Here is a 15,463-nt window from a genome sequence, read left to right as displayed (position 1 = left end):
GCAACAACAAACAAAAGTCCCTCAGGAAAAGACTAGGCAAACTACGGCACATCGGAGGCCTGACGACCGTTGCTTCCTTCCAGACCTGGCGGAGTTAGCCGGCTCGCAATTGCATAGTACCCAGTCCGAGGCCACTCTTCTAACTTCATCTACGCTGTCAATCTCGGAGTTAAAAATTAATTGAAGCGCTGAATTGATGTGTGATTTGGACTTCCCTTGTAAGCGGTTTTAGTTACGTTCGCTGCGATGGTTGATCTGACTTACGTCCCAGGAGATTTGGAGAAAAAATGGTATGCGCAGTGGACCAATGCCGGGCTGTTTCATAAAAAAGTAGACCCTAAACGTACGGCGTATGCTATCGTGATCCCACCGCCGAATGTAACGGGAATCCTTCATATGGGCCATGCCCTTAATAATACCCTCCAGGATGTGTTGGTTCGCCGCGCGCGACAAAAAAATCGGTCCGCCGTTTGGATCCCAGGTACCGATCATGCAGGAATTTCTCTCCAAATAAAGGTCGAAAAAGAACTCCTAAAAGCAGGAAAATCGCGTCGTGAAATGGGACGTGAGGCGTTTTTAGAACATGCACGGGCTTGGCGTGAGAGAAATGGCAATACCATTCTCGAACAACTCAAGCGACTCGGTGTTTCGTGTGACTGGTCCTCGCTTAAATATACACTCGATCCGGATTATGCTCGCGCAGTACAAATAGCGTTTGTGAAGCTCTATCAGCAGGGGCGAATTTATAAGGGCCTTCGCATGGTCAATTGGTGTCCCGTCAGTCAAACAGCGCTCAGCGATGAAGAGGTCATTATGCGTCCTCAGGCTTCCACACTCTATTACGTCCGCTATGAGATCGTTGAAAAGCCCGGGGAATTTTTAACCGTCGCCACGACACGTCCGGAAACGATTCCAGGCGATACCGCGGTGGCAGTACACCCAGAGGATGAGCGCTATCAGGCCTATATCGGATTACACTGTTGGCGGCCGATCGAGCGCAAAGAGATTCCGATTGTAGCCGACGCCGCCGTGTTGAAGGACTTTGGAACAGGTGCACTGAAAGTAACGCCAGCACACGATATTGTGGACTTTGAAATCGGCCAGCGCCATCAACTCGAAGCCATTAGCGTCATCGACCCAAGAGGGTATATGAATGCTACTGCCGGTGTACTCGCCGGTCTCGAACGTTTTGAAGCCCGTAAACAGGCCGGAATTTATTTGAAACAAAGTGGCCTCCTGGTGAAAGAGGAGGCGTATGAAAATAATGTAGGATTTTCAGAGCGTGCAAACGTACCGATTGAGCCGCGGCTATCACAGCAGTGGTTTTTAAAATATCCCCGCGTAGAGGAGGCGAAGCGGGCAGTGGCCGAAGGGATCATTCAATTCCGTCCCGAGCGTTGGGCCAAAACTTACCTCTATTGGCTCGATAATCTGCGCGATTGGTGTATCAGCCGGCAGTTATGGTGGGGACACCGTATTCCGGTATGGTACCGCAAGCACACAGATCGCGATGATCCTCAAAATTGGCATGTCTCGGTTGATGGTCCGGCCGACCCCGAGAATTGGGAACAAGATGAAGATGTACTAGACACGTGGTTTTCGTCAGCGATTTGGCCGATGGGGGTTTTTGGCTGGCCGGATACGGAGGCGATGCAGCGTAACGGGTTTTCATATTTTTATCCGACAACGGATCTCGTCACGGGGCCCGATATTATCTTTTTCTGGGTCGCACGGATGATCATGATGGGCTTAAACTTTTTAGGCACAGGAGAAACACTCTCATCCGAAGAAATCCGCAAAACGATTCCATTTCGCAACGTCTATTTTACCGGGATTGTTCGCGATCATTTAGGAAGGAAAATGTCCAAGAGTTTAGGCAACTCTCCCGATCCACTTGATTTGGTCGATAAATACGGTGCGGATGGGTTGCGTTTAGGGCTCTTACTCATGTCACCTCAAGGTCAGGATGTCTTATTTTCTGAAGAGCGTGTCGCGCTTGGCAAAAAGTTTTGCACGAAGTTATGGAATGCCTTTCGCTTCCGGCAATCACATCCCACAGAGAGCGATCGGACTTCGTTAACGGCGATTATCGAGCCAATCGATATCGAACAGCTTGAAGCGGATGACCGTGCGATTTTATGGAGACTCATCACAACCGTTGAAGCATTTGAACGCGCGATGGAGGCTTATGAGTTCAATCGTGCGGCGCAGATCATTTATACCTTTTTCTGGACACACTATTGCGACTGGTACATCGAGATTTCAAAGACCCGGGCTTCGGCGACGGTTTTAGCGGTTCATGATCTGATTTTACGTCAATTGCTTTTGTTATTACACCCGATGATTCCGTTTATCACGGAAGAACTCTGGCACCAGCACGCCTATGGCCAACAGTTTATCGGTGAGGTGTTGTTGGAAAGTTCAGAGGAGCTCAAACAGGTATTAAAGAAAATTGATTTTCAAAATGCAGATGCGTTATTAGCGGAAGTCGATGCGATCCATGAGTGGGTCGTTGCAGCACGTGCGCTTAAGGCACAGTTCGGACTTTCTTCGACAAAAGATGTACCGCTTTATTATCAGGCGGAAGGGGGGGGGCAGGTGACTCTCGAACGACATCTCGACCAACTCAAAGCGCTCTTAAAAACTCAAAACATCAAACTGGTCGAGCGGCCGCTACAACTTCCGATGAGTACTGTTGGCTTAGGAACGATTTATATTGGATTAACCGAGAGCCTTGATGTTGAAGCCGAGAAAGCGCGCCTGACACAAGCGCTCGCACAGGTCGTAAAGCTGATCGAACTCGGTGAGCAAAAACTGCACAACGAAAATTTTTTAGCGAGTGCGCCCGAAAAGGTCATCCAGGGAGCACGCGACCTATTGGCCGAGAATTTCGCTAAAAAGACACAGCTTGAAGAAACCTTAAGACGCCTGTCGCTAGTCCTATAATTTTTTTTGATCAATGAGAAAATTTGCAATCACACCAACCCGTAGCGAAAATTACCCGGAGTGGTATCAGCAGGTCGTTCGTGAAGCCGATCTTGCTGAAAATAGCGAGGTACGCGGGTGTATGGTCATAAAACCCTGGGGGTATGCGATTTGGGAGCAAATGCAAAAACGCCTCGATGCGATGTTTAAGGCGACGGGACATCAGAATGCCTATTTCCCGCTATTTATCCCGTTACGCTACCTCGAACAGGAAGCAGAACATGCCGAGGGATTTGCGAAAGAATGTGCTGTTGTAACGCATTCAAGGTTACAGGCGACGGAGGAAGGGAAATTAATTCCGACATCACCGTTAGAAGAGCCACTTGTGATACGTCCGACATCGGAAACCATTATTGGTGCATCATTTGCGCGCTGGGTGCATTCGTATCGCGATTTGCCGATTTTAATCAATCAGTGGGCGAATGTAGTGCGCTGGGAGATGCGGACACGATTGTTTTTACGGACATCGGAATTTTTGTGGCAAGAAGGGCATACGGTTCACGAGACGGCCGAAGAAGCTCAGGAGGAGGCGCAGCGAATGGTCGAAGTCTACCGAGATTTTGCCGAATATGATATGGCGATGCCGGTATTGTGTGGCGAAAAGACGGCCGCAGAACGTTTTGCTGGCGCAGTCCAGACCCTTTGTATTGAAGCGATGATGCAAGATGGGAAGGCGTTGCAGGCAGGGACCTCACACTTTTTAGGGCAGAATTTTGCCCGTTCGAGCAATATTCGCTTTATCGATCGCAATAACCAAGAACAATTTGCTTGGACCGCATCCTGGGGTTCATCGACGCGCTTGATTGGAGGGTTGATTATGACGCACTCCGATGATGATGGGCTGGTTTTACCGCCACGTCTTGCGGCGTATCACGTCGTTATTTTGCCAATCATTCATCACGAAGCGGATGCCGAGGCGGTGATTACGTATTGCCGAGAACTAGAGCAACGGATGGTTGAAAGAACTTATGCCGGAGAAGCGATTCGCGTTTTTGTGGATACGAAAGATCGCAATGGTGGCGAAAAGAAATGGTCCTGGATTAAGAAAGGTGTGCCGTTGATTTTAGAAGTTGGGCCACGCGATCTCAAAAACCGCTCGGTGTACGGCCTGCGCCGGTATACAATGGAATCGTTTTCGATGCCTGTGGAGGAGTTTTGGGAAAAATTACCGACGGAATTGCAGTCGATTCAGGAAGGATTACTGGAGCGAGCGCGGGCGTTCCGTGATGCGCAGACGAGGACGATTCATACGTTACCGGAGTTTGAAGACTTCTGGGCGACGGCAAAGGGCGGATTTGTTGTAACTCATTTGTGTGAAGATTGTGCGATTGAAGCCCAGATGAAAGAACGCTACAACATTACGATTCGCTGTGTTTTGCCGGATACGGACGAAACGAGCCCGTGCTTCTATAGCCAGCAGCCGACGGCACGACGTGTTGTGTGGGCAAAATCTTATTAGAGCATCGATCGAACAAGGTGCGCAAACTGTTCCGCCGCATCGGGGACGAATGTAATTTCGAGTGCACGTTGCATCGCGCTGGACATTGTTTTGGAGTCGAAGAATTCTAAAATCTTCGGTGCTAGACGGTCGATTTCATCTTGTTCGACCATCGTTGCAACGCCAAGTAATTCTGCTGCACGGGCATTAGCACGTTGGTGTTGATCGGCTGCAAGCGGGTAGGGGACGAGGATCATCGGGCGCTTGCAATAACGGCATTCCGCGATTGCGCCTGCACCGGCACGCGAAATCACGAGATCGCTTGCACGAATCGCGAGGTTCATCTCGTGACAAAAGGGGAGCATATGGAGCGTACAATCTTCGTGGTTGACCGCGTACTCTTGGCGCATAGCCGTTCCGGCGATACAGTAAAAATCGAGGTTATGATGGGCGAATTTCGAAAAGTTTTGTTCGGCCCATTTGTTCAGCGAAAGGGCACCATTGCTACCGCCGAGGATTAAGACAATTTTTTTGAGTGCTGGCCAACCCAATTGTTCACGTGCATCTGCCTGAGAAATCGCGACAAATTCCTTCCGAATGGGATAGTCTAAGGAAACCGTTTTAGTTTGATATTTGTGGCGTTTTAAAAACACCTCTGGAGGAAGGATAATTTTGTTGGCAAATTTTGCTAAAACGCGTGTCGATTTCCCCGGGATCTGATTCGATTCGTGAAGGATAATCGGTATGTGTCGCATCTTTGCGGCTAATACAAATCCTAGAGACGTAAAGCCCCCAAAGGAAATGACGAGATCGATATGTCGTTGTTTGAGAAATTTATATGCAAACCGGAGCGAGGTGAGTTGGGAGCGTAAAAATCGTCCGAGGGCAAGAGGGGACATGTGAAATGGAGCAGCTCCAATACGAATAAATTCAAACTGTGGATATTTTTCCGTAAAAAGGGTATCGACCTGTTTATGACTAATAATGAAGGTACAGCGATGCTCGGGAAGTCGCTCGGCAAGCGCAATTGCCGGCGCAATATGCCCCCCAGATCCTCCACAGGCCAGTAGGATATTCATAGGGAATACAATAGAATCCTCATAAAGCTTGCAACGCTATAGCATCATTGAGGGTGTGAATTAGGCTTGAAAAGTTTTTGAGGAGGCGTAGGGTCACGAGGATACGCTAGCAGGATTCTCTGCCGCAGGCCTTCGAAAGCGGTGATATCGGTGAGGTACTGATACACGGGCGATCGGGTGATCGTCTGCCTGTGAAATGAGTCTAAAAATGTCGAAAGTAGAATATCTCGAAAAAAGTAAGATCATTAATGAATACCAGGTACACGAAGGTGATACCGGGTCGTGTGAGGTCCAGATCGCACTGTTAACGGCGCGAATTACCCACCTCACTGAGCATCTCGCGGTTCATAAAAAGGATTTCCATACGCGTCGCGGTCTGGTAACGATGGCAAATCGCCGGCGCAAGTTATTAAATTATCTGAAACGCACGGACTTTAACAAATATGGGGAGCTTTTACAGCGCCTCGAACTCCGCCGATAGTACGATGAAACAACGTTTTAGTGTGGAGGGTGGGGGCCTATCGTTTTCAACCGGTACCCTAGCACTTCAAGCAAATGGTTCTGTCGTCGTAACGCTCGGCGAAACAAGTGTGTTTGTCAGTACGGTTGCGGCGAAAACTTGTTTTCCAGGACAGGATTTCTTCCCCTTAACGGTTGATTACCGGGAACGATTTTCGGCTGCTGGAAAATTCCCGGGCGGTTATCAGAAGCGCGAAGGGAAGCCTTCGGAGAAGGAAATTCTCATTTCTCGCCTCTGTGACCGTCCATTACGACCGCTCTTTCCCGAAGGGTTTATGAACGAAGTTCAGGTCATTGGCATGCTCTTATCAGCAGATGGTAAGAACGAAGGCGATATCCTGATGGTCAACGGTGCTTCAGCGGCGCTTGCATGCTCCGATATTCCCTGGTACGGTCCAATTGGCTGTGTTCGTGTAGGCGAAATTGATGGGGAATTTGTCGTCAATCCGACAAACGAAGAAATGCTCCATTCGCGTTTAGATCTAATTTATGTCGGGAATGAACGCGATATGATGATGATCGAAGGGAATGCCGACCAGCTTCCAGAAGATCGTTTTATCGAAGCGCTTGCCTTTGCGCACGAGCAGATTCAGCCCATTATCCAAGCTCAGAAAGAACTCGTACAGCTTTCTGGAAAAGCGAAGCGGAATTTTGAACTCCATACGGTTCCGGATCATGTCATGGAGATCTGCCAAAAGTTTGAAGAAGATCTCGCCGTCGTCATCTTCCAGCCAAATAAGATCCAACGGGAACGTGATGTTGATCAGATTGAAGCGAAAGTTCGAGAAGAGGTTCTCAGAACAGTTGGTGAAGCCGCTTGTGACGAAGTTCAGGTTAAGATGGCACTCGAATCGATCAAGGAGTCGCTCTATCGGAATAACATTTTAGACAAAAACCGGCGGGTAGATGGACGTGCGATTGATGAAATCCGTCCGCTTCATTGTGAGACCAATGTTTTACCACGTGTCCACGGAACGGCACTCTTTGAACGTGGAGAAACCCAAGCACTCGTCAGCCTAACCTTAGGCTCTTCGCGTGATGTCCAAGAACTCGACGCCATTACCGGCGGTATTAAAACCAAGACCTTTGTTCTACACTATAACTTCCCGCCTTACTGCGTTGGAGAGACAGGGCGAACAAATGGTGTTGGACGGCGGGAGATTGGCCATGGTGCGCTCGCGGAACGTTCGTTATCACCGGTCGTCCCTTCGGAAGAAGTTTTTCCGTATTCGATTCGAATTGTTTCAGATATTATGGGATCGAACGGGTCCTCTTCAATGGCATCGGTTTGTGGCGGTTGCTTGGCGTTGATGGACGCCGGTGTGCCGATTTTGGCCCCTGTTTCCGGTATTTCGACAGGATTAGTAACCGAGTTCGACGAGTTTGGCAATTTGCTGCGACATGTTGTTTTGACGGATATTATCGGCGATGAAGATCATTTCGGCGACATGGATTTCAAAATCTGTGGTACGGCGAATGGCATTACAGGTTTCCAGCTCGACCTGAAAATTAAAGGACTCCCTTTGGAAGTCGCGAAAGAGGCGATCTATCGTAATAAGGAAGCACGGGCAAAGATTTTGGAAGTCATGCTTGCCGCACAACCCGGAGTCAATCCGTGTTTGAAACCTTCCGCACCAGGGTTTCGAGAAGTCCAAATCAACCCCGAAAAAATCGGTGCATTGATTGGCTCTGGTGGAAAAAATATCAAGCGTATCACGGAGGAAACCGGTGCACAGATCGATATTAACGAAGACAATAGCGGTCGTGTAATGATCTTTGCGCCTAACCAAGAGGCACTCGATCGAGTTTTAGAGGAAATTAACCTCATGAATGCCGAGATCGAAGTCGGGAAGACCTACAAGGGTATCGTAAAATCGATTAAAGATTTTGGTGTCTTTGTCGAATGCCTCCCCGGGAAAGAGGGGATGGTCCATGTTTCAGAACTTGCGGATTTTCGCGTCGAAAATGTCGAAGACGTCTGCAAACTCGGAGACGAAATTATTGTGAAGTGTATCGGTGTAGATGATCGGGGTCGCGTACGTTTAAGTCGGCGCGCGGTGATTTGTGTCGCTAAGGGGGAGGATTACACAGCTAGCCGTCAACCAAGGCGCTCACCTTCACGAGAAAGTCGTCGTCGATAAAAATTCAGGTTGTTTTAAAAATGCGGATGTATGGTAGGTAGTATAGAAGGTGCCAAGGTAGGAGGTGTCCAGTGAGTGTGGGTGCGAAGCAGATTTGCATTATTGTAGCTTGGGGGGCGTACGATGACCTCGGGTTTCGCCAGGTAGCGCGTCGTAGCGATTCTTCGGAAACTGTGGAAACCTCGGAATCCGAAGAACACAGCTGCTAGGCTAAGTACTGCATTCAAAAAGGCTTGCTTCGGAACAAGATCTATTTTACTTTTCAGAAAAGGGGAAATTTATGTCGCGAGTTTGTTTTATTACGGGGAAAAGCCAGGTGAAGGGGAGCCGTATTCGCCGGCGTGGTCAGACGAAAAAGAGCGGCGGAATTGGTACGCACATCATTAAGCGTACACGCCGTGTTTTCAAAGCTAATCTCCAGCGAGTGCGCATTGTGCTTCCTTCTGGTCAGGTGAAGCGCGTATTGGTTTGTGTCAAAGCCATCAAGGCGGGCAAAGTCCAAAAGGCGGCGTAGCTTTTAAGTCCATTTTTTTAGTATACCGTCGACATTCGCAATGGTGCCGGCGGTGATTTGGTCTCCCGTAATCCAAAGCGAGGTGGCGTTTTCGGGAAATTCAGCCGTTCGGATGCGCGAGTAGTAGACGTAATCGTCGCCGGTGCATTCGATGGGTGTTTTATCAGCATGAATGAGTGTTGGTGATTGAGAAAGACATTTTTGGATAGTCGCAGGGGAAATGTTTTGGCGGAACTGGGCAGTAAGTGCAATGCCGTGACCACGTTCACAGGAAACACGCACACAGGTCGCCGAAATTTTTAGATCGGGCTGTTGGAGTAACTTTTTGCTTTCACGAACAATCGATTCTTCCTCGCCCGTGTGTGGCGAATTTTCAATTGGATCAATCCAGGGAGTACAGTTGTGGGCTAGTGGAACAATGGACCGGTCGCTAGATATTTCTGTTGTAAGCTGTTGCTGCCAGGCTTGAACTGCGCGCCAGCCTGCTCCCGAAATTGACTGATAGGTGCTGACCAAAAAACCTTTTAAAGGAAATTGCCTATGAAGTGGCGCAAGTACCTTGGCGATTAATGAGGTTGTACAATTTGGACAAGCAATAATAGGTGCATTTTTCGGAAAATTTTCTTCATTAACACCGGCGCAAAACAAAAAAACATTGAGATCCAGGCGGAAAGCAGCGCTCAAATCAATTACACGGCAGGAATGGCGCAGGGCGTGAGGGATATACTCCTTAGCCGTTGGAGCCGAGGTTGCAAAAATCGCCCAATCGAGGGATTTGAAAATTCCGGGACCTATGGACGCTACTGGAAATAATTGATCCTTAATAGTAATCGCTCGCGTCAGAGAGTGTGATGACGCGTATAAAAAAAGCCGCATGGAGGGCTTTTTTCGAAAAAACTCCACCAAATTTCGTCCGATAATTCCAGTTGCGCCAATAATGCCGATATTTAGGGTCATGGGATGTCCTTCGAGCATCATGAGCGGATTCAATTGGTTTGTCGAGACTTAGGCATGACCATGACACCGCAGTGGCTTTATGTATCGATTGCGCAAAGCCTGATGTATGCCTATCTCGGAAAAAATCTGGAGGATATTTTTGTGATTTCCACTTCGGTATATGGGATCAATTCCCTAAAAAATTCTTTCGGTACGCCACTGGGGTTACATGCGATTGCGGACAAAATCGGCGACAATGCACCGCTCAATACGGTTTTTATCGGTCGCCAAGAGACGGGAAAATGCGCCAAAGATTTTCCTGACTGGCAAACAAAAGGCTATGTAACTACACGAATTCTACGCCTACAAGGACTCGAATCTGGCAAAAATCAAGGAGGTAATGTCGATACCTATGCGCGTTATATTTATATCCACGGTATTCCTAACGAGACAAAAATTGGAACGCCTTGTACGCATGGTTGTATTGGTATGCTCAATCGTGAAATTATCTATCTTTTTAAAAAAATAAAGGCGAACAGCCTCGTACTGATCGCCGATGAATGAAAACGAGCTAATGGAAGTTCTTAGTTCACAGGTTCTGGATTCTTATGGAAGAATGATTTTATACGTTCCCAGGTTCGGTTGAAGAACCCACCTGTCGATTGAAGGCCCCTTGAAATCGGGTCTTTGTAATGTTGGTACGTGGACTGGCATCCTCCTAATATGATCGAAGTCGCAACCGTACCTGCAACGGTATTTTTTCCCCAACGAATCCAAGTCTCGCGCGAAATTCTCTTGCGAAGCTCCGAGCTACTCGAGGTAGGGAGTTGATAAATGGTATTTGCGGGGAGGTATGGCAGCGAGAAAACAAGGCGTTTCTTATGGATATTGTTAATGATAATCGCAATGCGGGGATCATTTTCGATTTTATTCAACATATAGGCGTCACTACCGCGACCGGTGTAGCGAGAAAATACTTCTTCTGAAAATTCGTCATTATTTTCGGCATTAATGTAAATTCGCCTCACAACCATGTCCTGATGCGGAAATTTATTTCCAAGCTCGAGGTACAACACGGGACATCCTGCTAAAGATGAAAGTGAACGTAACGATACCGGAACCGAGCGCTCGGAGGCATAACTGTGAGCTTTCTGCTCATCCCTCAAACGTGTACGAACTTCGGTCCGTTCATTTTCGGTTATTTCGGATAGCGCTTCCAATTCCAAGGGTTGCTCAATAAGTAATCGTGAAAGGGCAAGCAGTTGACTTCTTAGGGATTGTTCATTCTGCAGAGTTTTCCCTTCGCCTTGAATCTCAAACGCGTACAACCGGGCATCGAATTGTGACGAAATGCGGCATTCCCGTGGCGTTAGGTCGATAAACTTATCTTCCATACGGCAGATCATAAGCGAATCGTGCTCATGGGGATACTTTTGTGAAACCGAAGGACTGCGACGACTATTACCATTACTTGCTCCTGTTTGTGGTGTGTTGGCATCTATCGTTATATCGCGGACAAGAATATTGGGGGCAAGTGCGCCTGATGAAACAGCTTCTTCACGGAAGTCGGTAGGTTCTCCACCAATAATCGATATTCCGCCTTCACCTTGATGAATAGTACCCGTTCCCCGAATCTCAAAGGCACAAATCTTGGAATTTGGCTGCCCTTGAATCGAGACATTCCCTTCGCCGTCATCAACATGAAAGGCTATAGACGAATCATGCTCTTGGTCGGAGTGCTGAGCGGGAACTGGGCTATGCCGATCGCCATCATCATCCAAATCTGCTCGGGCTATTACATCTTTGCCAGGAGTTTTGGGTGCCGATTTCCGAACGGGAGCTTCTTCCTCCCAAGAATCCGATGACTCTACGGTTTTACGCGGTGTTGTTTTTTTAGAGGCACTTCGTGGCGTTTTAGGAGATTTTGTTTTCGCAGCAACAGATACCTTGGGGGTAGAAGCGCTGTTGCCTTTCTTGACACTTGCAAACAAACCACCCGCTGACCACGTTGTTAGAAATAACAATGCGAGCGTTTTCGTCGTATTATTTGAGATTCGATGATCCATAAAGCTAAACCAGCCCGCATCCCAAAAAATCAACGCTTATTGTCAATAAAATACTAAAAATTGAGGCGCTATCTTAGTATCCCTGATCCTGTCGTTCGTGATTAATCTTATTTTTTTCGAGATAAATGCGATAGAAATCCTCCGCTGAGAGGTCGAGAACTTGTGCTAAAGAGATGACAAAATGGAAGAGATCGATAATTTCCATGCGCGCATTATCGTAGTCGAATTGCTGGTGTTTTTTCCACCACTTCCAGGGAACACAGTCGATGAGTTCAGATGCTTCTTGTTGGAGTGCGCGTGTATAATTCAATACCCACTGAATTTGTTCTTCACGGCTTAGTCCACTTGGCTTAACACCGATGCGGCGATTGAGTTCAGCTTGAAGCGAGAAAATAGTATCGAGTTTATCCATAACTGTTTAGTGAAAGTATGCTTCGAAAATTTGGTGTGCAACCGGCCCTGCGGTTTTACCGCCGTAGTAGTTGTCGTTGGAAGACGTCTCCTGAATTGCCACGGCGAGGGCAATAGTCGGTTTTTCGACAGGCGCAAACCCAATAAACCACGCGACATTGCGACGTTCTCCGTGCTCCCAGACTTGAGCAGTACCACTTTTCCCGGCGATGGCAATATTTTTGTACTGCGCGCGGCGACCGGTGCCAGAGCGGACGACTTCCTGGAGTGTTGTAATCAGCTGGCGATAATCTTTATGGTTGAGTCCGATTGTTGGCGCCGTTTGCGTATGGTGAGCATCGTGCAGAATATGGGGACGCGTAAAAGTTCGATTTGCAGCAATACTCGCAATAAAGCAGGCCATCTGCAGGGGTGTTACAAGAGTATATCCCTGTCCGATTGCGGTATTTGCGGTGTCGCCGCCGAACCATTCACCGAGCTTTTTTTGCTTCTTCCACTCGGGATCGGCAATGGTCATGCGATGGGTTTCGAAGGGGAGTTCGATGCCGGTTGGCTGATCGAGACGAAAACGCCGAGCTTCCTGGGCGATATTTTGAATTCCGCACTCCTGACTGCGCCGATAATAATAGACGTTGCAGCTTTTCTTCATCGCCGCTGCGAGCGAGACCTGGCCGTGCGCAGTTTTATGATCGCAATGAAAGAGCCGTGTCCCGATCTTTGTTTTCCCCGGACAATTCTCGGTATCGTTGGCGTCCCAAGTCGCAATGTTGTTCCGTAAAAAGGCAATGCTGGAAATAATTTTAAACGTCGAGGCAGGGGGATAGCAACCCTGAATTGCGCGATTGAGCCAGGCACCACGTTGCGTAATCTCTTGAAAAACGTTTTTTGGGATTTTTGGTGAAAGCAAGTTGGGATCGTAAGCTGGTGTATTGGCCAAAGCCAGTACTTCGCCAGAAGAAACATCTAAAACGATGGCGGAGCCTTGATATCCTGAAATGGCCTTTTCGACCGCTTGCTGCAGACGAATATCGATACTCAACTGACATTCTTTCCCTTTTTCTGGTGCAATCCGTTCGACACACTCGCTACGGAATCCGACGGGATCGACAGCAAAAATTTCCTCGCCATCGATACCCGATAGTTGCGCGTTTTGGGATAATTCAATGCCGGTTTTTCCAGCGCGATGGCCCGTGAAAAAACTGCGCAACTCTTTGGAGGTTTGGGGGAGATCGTAGGCCATTGAAACGTAACCCAATACGTGGCAAGCTGCAGAACCATAGGGATACTTGCGACAATAATTTGTAGCGATGAAAAGAGGTGAATTAACCGGAAGTTGGTCTGTTAGGCGAACATATTCCTCCGTCGTTAGATTGGAAAGGAGGGTGAAGGGGGCAAGTAGCGATTGATGGTAGTGGTGCTCAAGTTTTGTGATATCTAAGGTCTCATGGCGGTGTGTGATTGCATTTGCTCGATCGAGATGTCGTTGCACGACAGATTGACGGGCCTGTTGTTGAAATTTAACGCGATCGATCGGTTGTTTTTTCTGCCGATGTTCTTGGAGAAAATTGAGGTACTGTTCTCGAATTTCTTTTCGAATACTATCAAAATAAAGGTGAAGCTCAAACAGTGGCTGATCGCAGGCAATAACGCGCCCCTGGCGGTCTAAAATATCGCCACGTGGTGCCGGTAAAAAAACACGGCGCTGGGTCTGGTACTTTCCTTTCTGAAGGAAGTAGCTGTGCTGCGTGACCTGGCGGTAAAAAAGTCCTCCGATAAGAAAAAGAAAAATCCCCAAAAGGATGAAACACAGCAAGAAAATGCGCTGCTCTGCTAAAGACTTTTTGGCGGGATCCACGGATAGAAATTAGAGCGTCCCGTAGAAGCGATCGCCAAAATCGCCGAGGCCGGGGACGATAAAGTTCTGTTCGTTAAGCCCTTGGTCGAGTGCGGCGGCGTAAAGCTGCGAGGACGGAAAATTTTTCATTAAATGTTCGACGCCTTCTGGAGCAGCGAGAACCGAAACGAGCGATAATATTTTTGGCTGTTGCGGCGCAATCAGTGAAAACGCCAAGGCTGCAGAATGACCCGTTGCGAGCATGGGATCCAGTACGACGACATAGCGCCCTTTGATCTCTGGTAATTTTTGGTAGTAGCAATGCGCTTTCGTGGTCATTGGATCGCGCTCGATGCCAATCGTTCCAATGGTCGCTTCTGGCGATAATTCCAATGCAGGTCCTAACATTGCCGTTCCAGCGCGCGAAATAACGACAAAAGTCACCAAGTCAGCTATGGTATTACCTTCGCAAGGAGCGAGAGGGGTATTAACGGGCACAGCTTCCAATTCAAGTGGTCGCAACGCCTCAATGAGTAGAATAGACGCAATCTGTCGGCATGACAAGCGATACTCGTGAGCACACGTATCACGATTTCTCAGTTGCGTTAAAATGGATTCAGCAATCGGATGACGGACAACGTGGAAAGCCATAACTATCCTTGGGTTTCTTATAACACAAACACCATAGGAGGCAATCCACGATTACAATGGAAAGCACGAAGGAACAATAAACCTTCCAGGCTAGAGTTGCTCGATCAACGCGCGATATTCCTTGGCGCCTCGCTGAATGCGCTGGTCCGCATCGGGAAGCATCGTTCCGTAGAGAACGAAAGGTGTCAGGTACGTCATCCCCGAGTAAATTGCCATTACCTGGAAAGGACGTAAAATCTCATCTACAGTAAACTGTTCTGCGCCGCCCGAGCGATAGACCTCTGGCCCCGAGCCCACGCTTGTTGCAACGAGTAAACGCTTGCCCTTCATGCCGGGATCTTCTAAAAAACCGAGCATCAGCGTATCGATCCACGTTTTAAGGATAGCCGGTGCGCTTCCCCACCAGAAAGGAAATTGAAGAACGATTACCGATGCGGCCTTAACGCGCTCGTAGTAATTTTCTACCGTGGCAGGAATTTCCGAAAGATCCATAACGCGCACTTTTGGCAGATCCTTCACAGCGCTCAACAAAGCCGCACACGCTTTCGACTTTTCGGCAATATCGGGATGCGCCGACAAAACTAGAACATTTTTATCCATAAGTTAAACCCCTTTTTTCTGAAATCCACAAAGAGAAAAGTAGCATATTGAAGAAGTCAAGTTTGTTGTAAGGAGTTGAAAAATGTTTTATGCCGTCAAATTTTTATAGACAATAACGACAAAAATTTTTGCTTGCAAGCAAGGAGAGGTGGCAGAGCGGATGATTGTACCTGACTCGAAATCAGGCGTACCGGTAACGGTACCGAGGGTTCGAATCCCTCCCTCTCCGCCACTAGAGGTTATTGTGGCCAAAGGTTGGAATTTGGAGCGTAGCAAAGCGAAGGAATAG

General features: G+C 48.1%; 13 protein-coding genes, 1 tRNA gene and 1 other RNA gene. 7 read left to right on the top strand and 8 right to left on the bottom strand.

What is annotated here, in order from left to right; genetic code table 11:
* Nucleotides 1–27: 27 nt before the first annotated feature.
* Nucleotides 28–126, bottom strand: an RNA gene (gene ffs / locus LW808_000545) — signal recognition particle sRNA small type.
* 150 nt (nucleotides 127–276) lie between these two features.
* Here ffs and LW808_000540 point away from each other — a divergent pair.
* Together LW808_000540 and proS are read left to right on the top strand one after the other, a co-directional pair.
* Entirely contained in the window at nucleotides 277–2,946 is a 2,670-nt protein-coding gene (locus LW808_000540) for a valine--tRNA ligase (GenBank protein ID UPA28550.1), read from the top strand.
* 13 nt (nucleotides 2,947–2,959) lie between these two features.
* A complete protein-coding gene (gene proS / locus LW808_000535; GenBank protein UPA28549.1) occupies nucleotides 2,960–4,444 on the top strand; it encodes a proline--tRNA ligase in 1,485 nt (494 codons plus the stop codon).
* Here the strand turns inward: proS and LW808_000530 are convergent.
* The gene (locus tag LW808_000530) at nucleotides 4,441–5,502 is read right to left on the bottom strand and encodes a UDP-N-acetylglucosamine--N-acetylmuramyl-(pentapeptide) pyrophosphoryl-undecaprenol N-acetylglucosamine transferase (protein ID UPA28548.1); all 1,062 of its coding nucleotides are present in this window, start codon (nucleotides 5,500–5,502) and stop codon (nucleotides 4,441–4,443) included. The genes proS and LW808_000530 overlap by 4 nt on opposite strands.
* Before the next feature lie 208 nt (nucleotides 5,503–5,710).
* Between LW808_000530 and rpsO the strand changes: the two genes are divergently transcribed.
* The 3 genes from rpsO to rpmB all read left to right on the top strand — a co-directional run bounded on the left by rpsO (nucleotide 5,711) and on the right by rpmB (nucleotide 8,676).
* On the top strand, nucleotides 5,711–5,983 hold the full coding sequence (rpsO, locus tag LW808_000525; protein UPA28547.1) for a 30S ribosomal protein S15: 273 nt from the start codon (nucleotides 5,711–5,713) through the stop codon (nucleotides 5,981–5,983).
* Between the two features lie 4 nt (nucleotides 5,984–5,987).
* Nucleotides 5,988–8,162, top strand: a complete 2,175-nt coding sequence (gene pnp, locus LW808_000520; GenBank protein UPA28546.1) for a polyribonucleotide nucleotidyltransferase — start codon at nucleotides 5,988–5,990, stop codon at nucleotides 8,160–8,162.
* Nucleotides 8,163–8,442: 280 nt separating this feature from the next.
* Entirely contained in the window at nucleotides 8,443–8,676 is a 234-nt protein-coding gene (gene rpmB, locus LW808_000515) for a 50S ribosomal protein L28 (protein UPA28545.1), read from the top strand.
* A 3-nt stretch (nucleotides 8,677–8,679) separates the two neighbouring features.
* Here the strand turns inward: rpmB and LW808_000510 are convergent, their stop codons facing one another.
* The gene (locus LW808_000510) at nucleotides 8,680–9,654 is read right to left on the bottom strand and encodes an aspartate-semialdehyde dehydrogenase (GenBank protein ID UPA28544.1); all 975 of its coding nucleotides are present in this window, start codon (nucleotides 9,652–9,654) and stop codon (nucleotides 8,680–8,682) included.
* On the opposite strand from LW808_000510, the gene LW808_000505 reads away from it, so the two are divergent.
* A complete protein-coding gene (locus LW808_000505; GenBank protein ID UPA28543.1) occupies nucleotides 9,637–10,176 on the top strand; it encodes a L,D-transpeptidase in 540 nt (179 codons plus the stop codon). The two genes, LW808_000510 and LW808_000505, sit on opposite strands and share 18 nt — an antisense overlap.
* Nucleotides 10,177–10,196: 20 nt before the next feature.
* Here LW808_000505 and LW808_000500 read toward each other — a convergent pair whose 3' ends face one another.
* The 5 genes from LW808_000500 to LW808_000480 all read right to left on the bottom strand — a co-directional run bounded on the left by LW808_000500 (nucleotide 10,197) and on the right by LW808_000480 (nucleotide 15,174).
* Entirely contained in the window at nucleotides 10,197–11,678 is a 1,482-nt protein-coding gene (locus LW808_000500) for a hypothetical protein (GenBank protein ID UPA28542.1), read from the bottom strand.
* A gap of 73 nt (nucleotides 11,679–11,751) precedes the next feature.
* A complete protein-coding gene (locus tag LW808_000495; GenBank protein UPA28541.1) occupies nucleotides 11,752–12,090 on the bottom strand; it encodes a dUTPase in 339 nt (112 codons plus the stop codon).
* A gap of 6 nt (nucleotides 12,091–12,096) precedes the next feature.
* Nucleotides 12,097–13,944, bottom strand: coding sequence for a penicillin-binding protein 2 (gene mrdA, locus LW808_000490; protein UPA28540.1), 1,848 nt, complete (start codon nucleotides 13,942–13,944; stop codon nucleotides 12,097–12,099).
* Between the two features lie 9 nt (nucleotides 13,945–13,953).
* The gene (gene upp / locus LW808_000485) at nucleotides 13,954–14,574 is read right to left on the bottom strand and encodes a uracil phosphoribosyltransferase (GenBank protein UPA28539.1); all 621 of its coding nucleotides are present in this window, start codon (nucleotides 14,572–14,574) and stop codon (nucleotides 13,954–13,956) included.
* 90 nt (nucleotides 14,575–14,664) lie between these two features.
* Nucleotides 14,665–15,174, bottom strand: a complete 510-nt coding sequence (locus LW808_000480) for an NAD(P)H-dependent oxidoreductase (protein ID UPA28538.1) — start codon at nucleotides 15,172–15,174, stop codon at nucleotides 14,665–14,667.
* 142 nt (nucleotides 15,175–15,316) lie between these two features.
* On the opposite strand from LW808_000480, the gene LW808_000475 reads away from it, so the two are divergent.
* A tRNA-Ser gene (locus LW808_000475) sits at nucleotides 15,317–15,406 on the top strand.
* Nucleotides 15,407–15,463 lie beyond the last annotated feature (57 nt).

The organism is Verrucomicrobiota bacterium (assembly GCA_021294815.2).
In the GTDB taxonomy this organism is placed as follows: Bacteria; Verrucomicrobiota; Verrucomicrobiia; order Opitutales; family LL51; genus LL51.
Note: the sequence above shows the minus strand (reverse complement) of the source record. Positions and strands in the feature narration are given on the sequence as shown.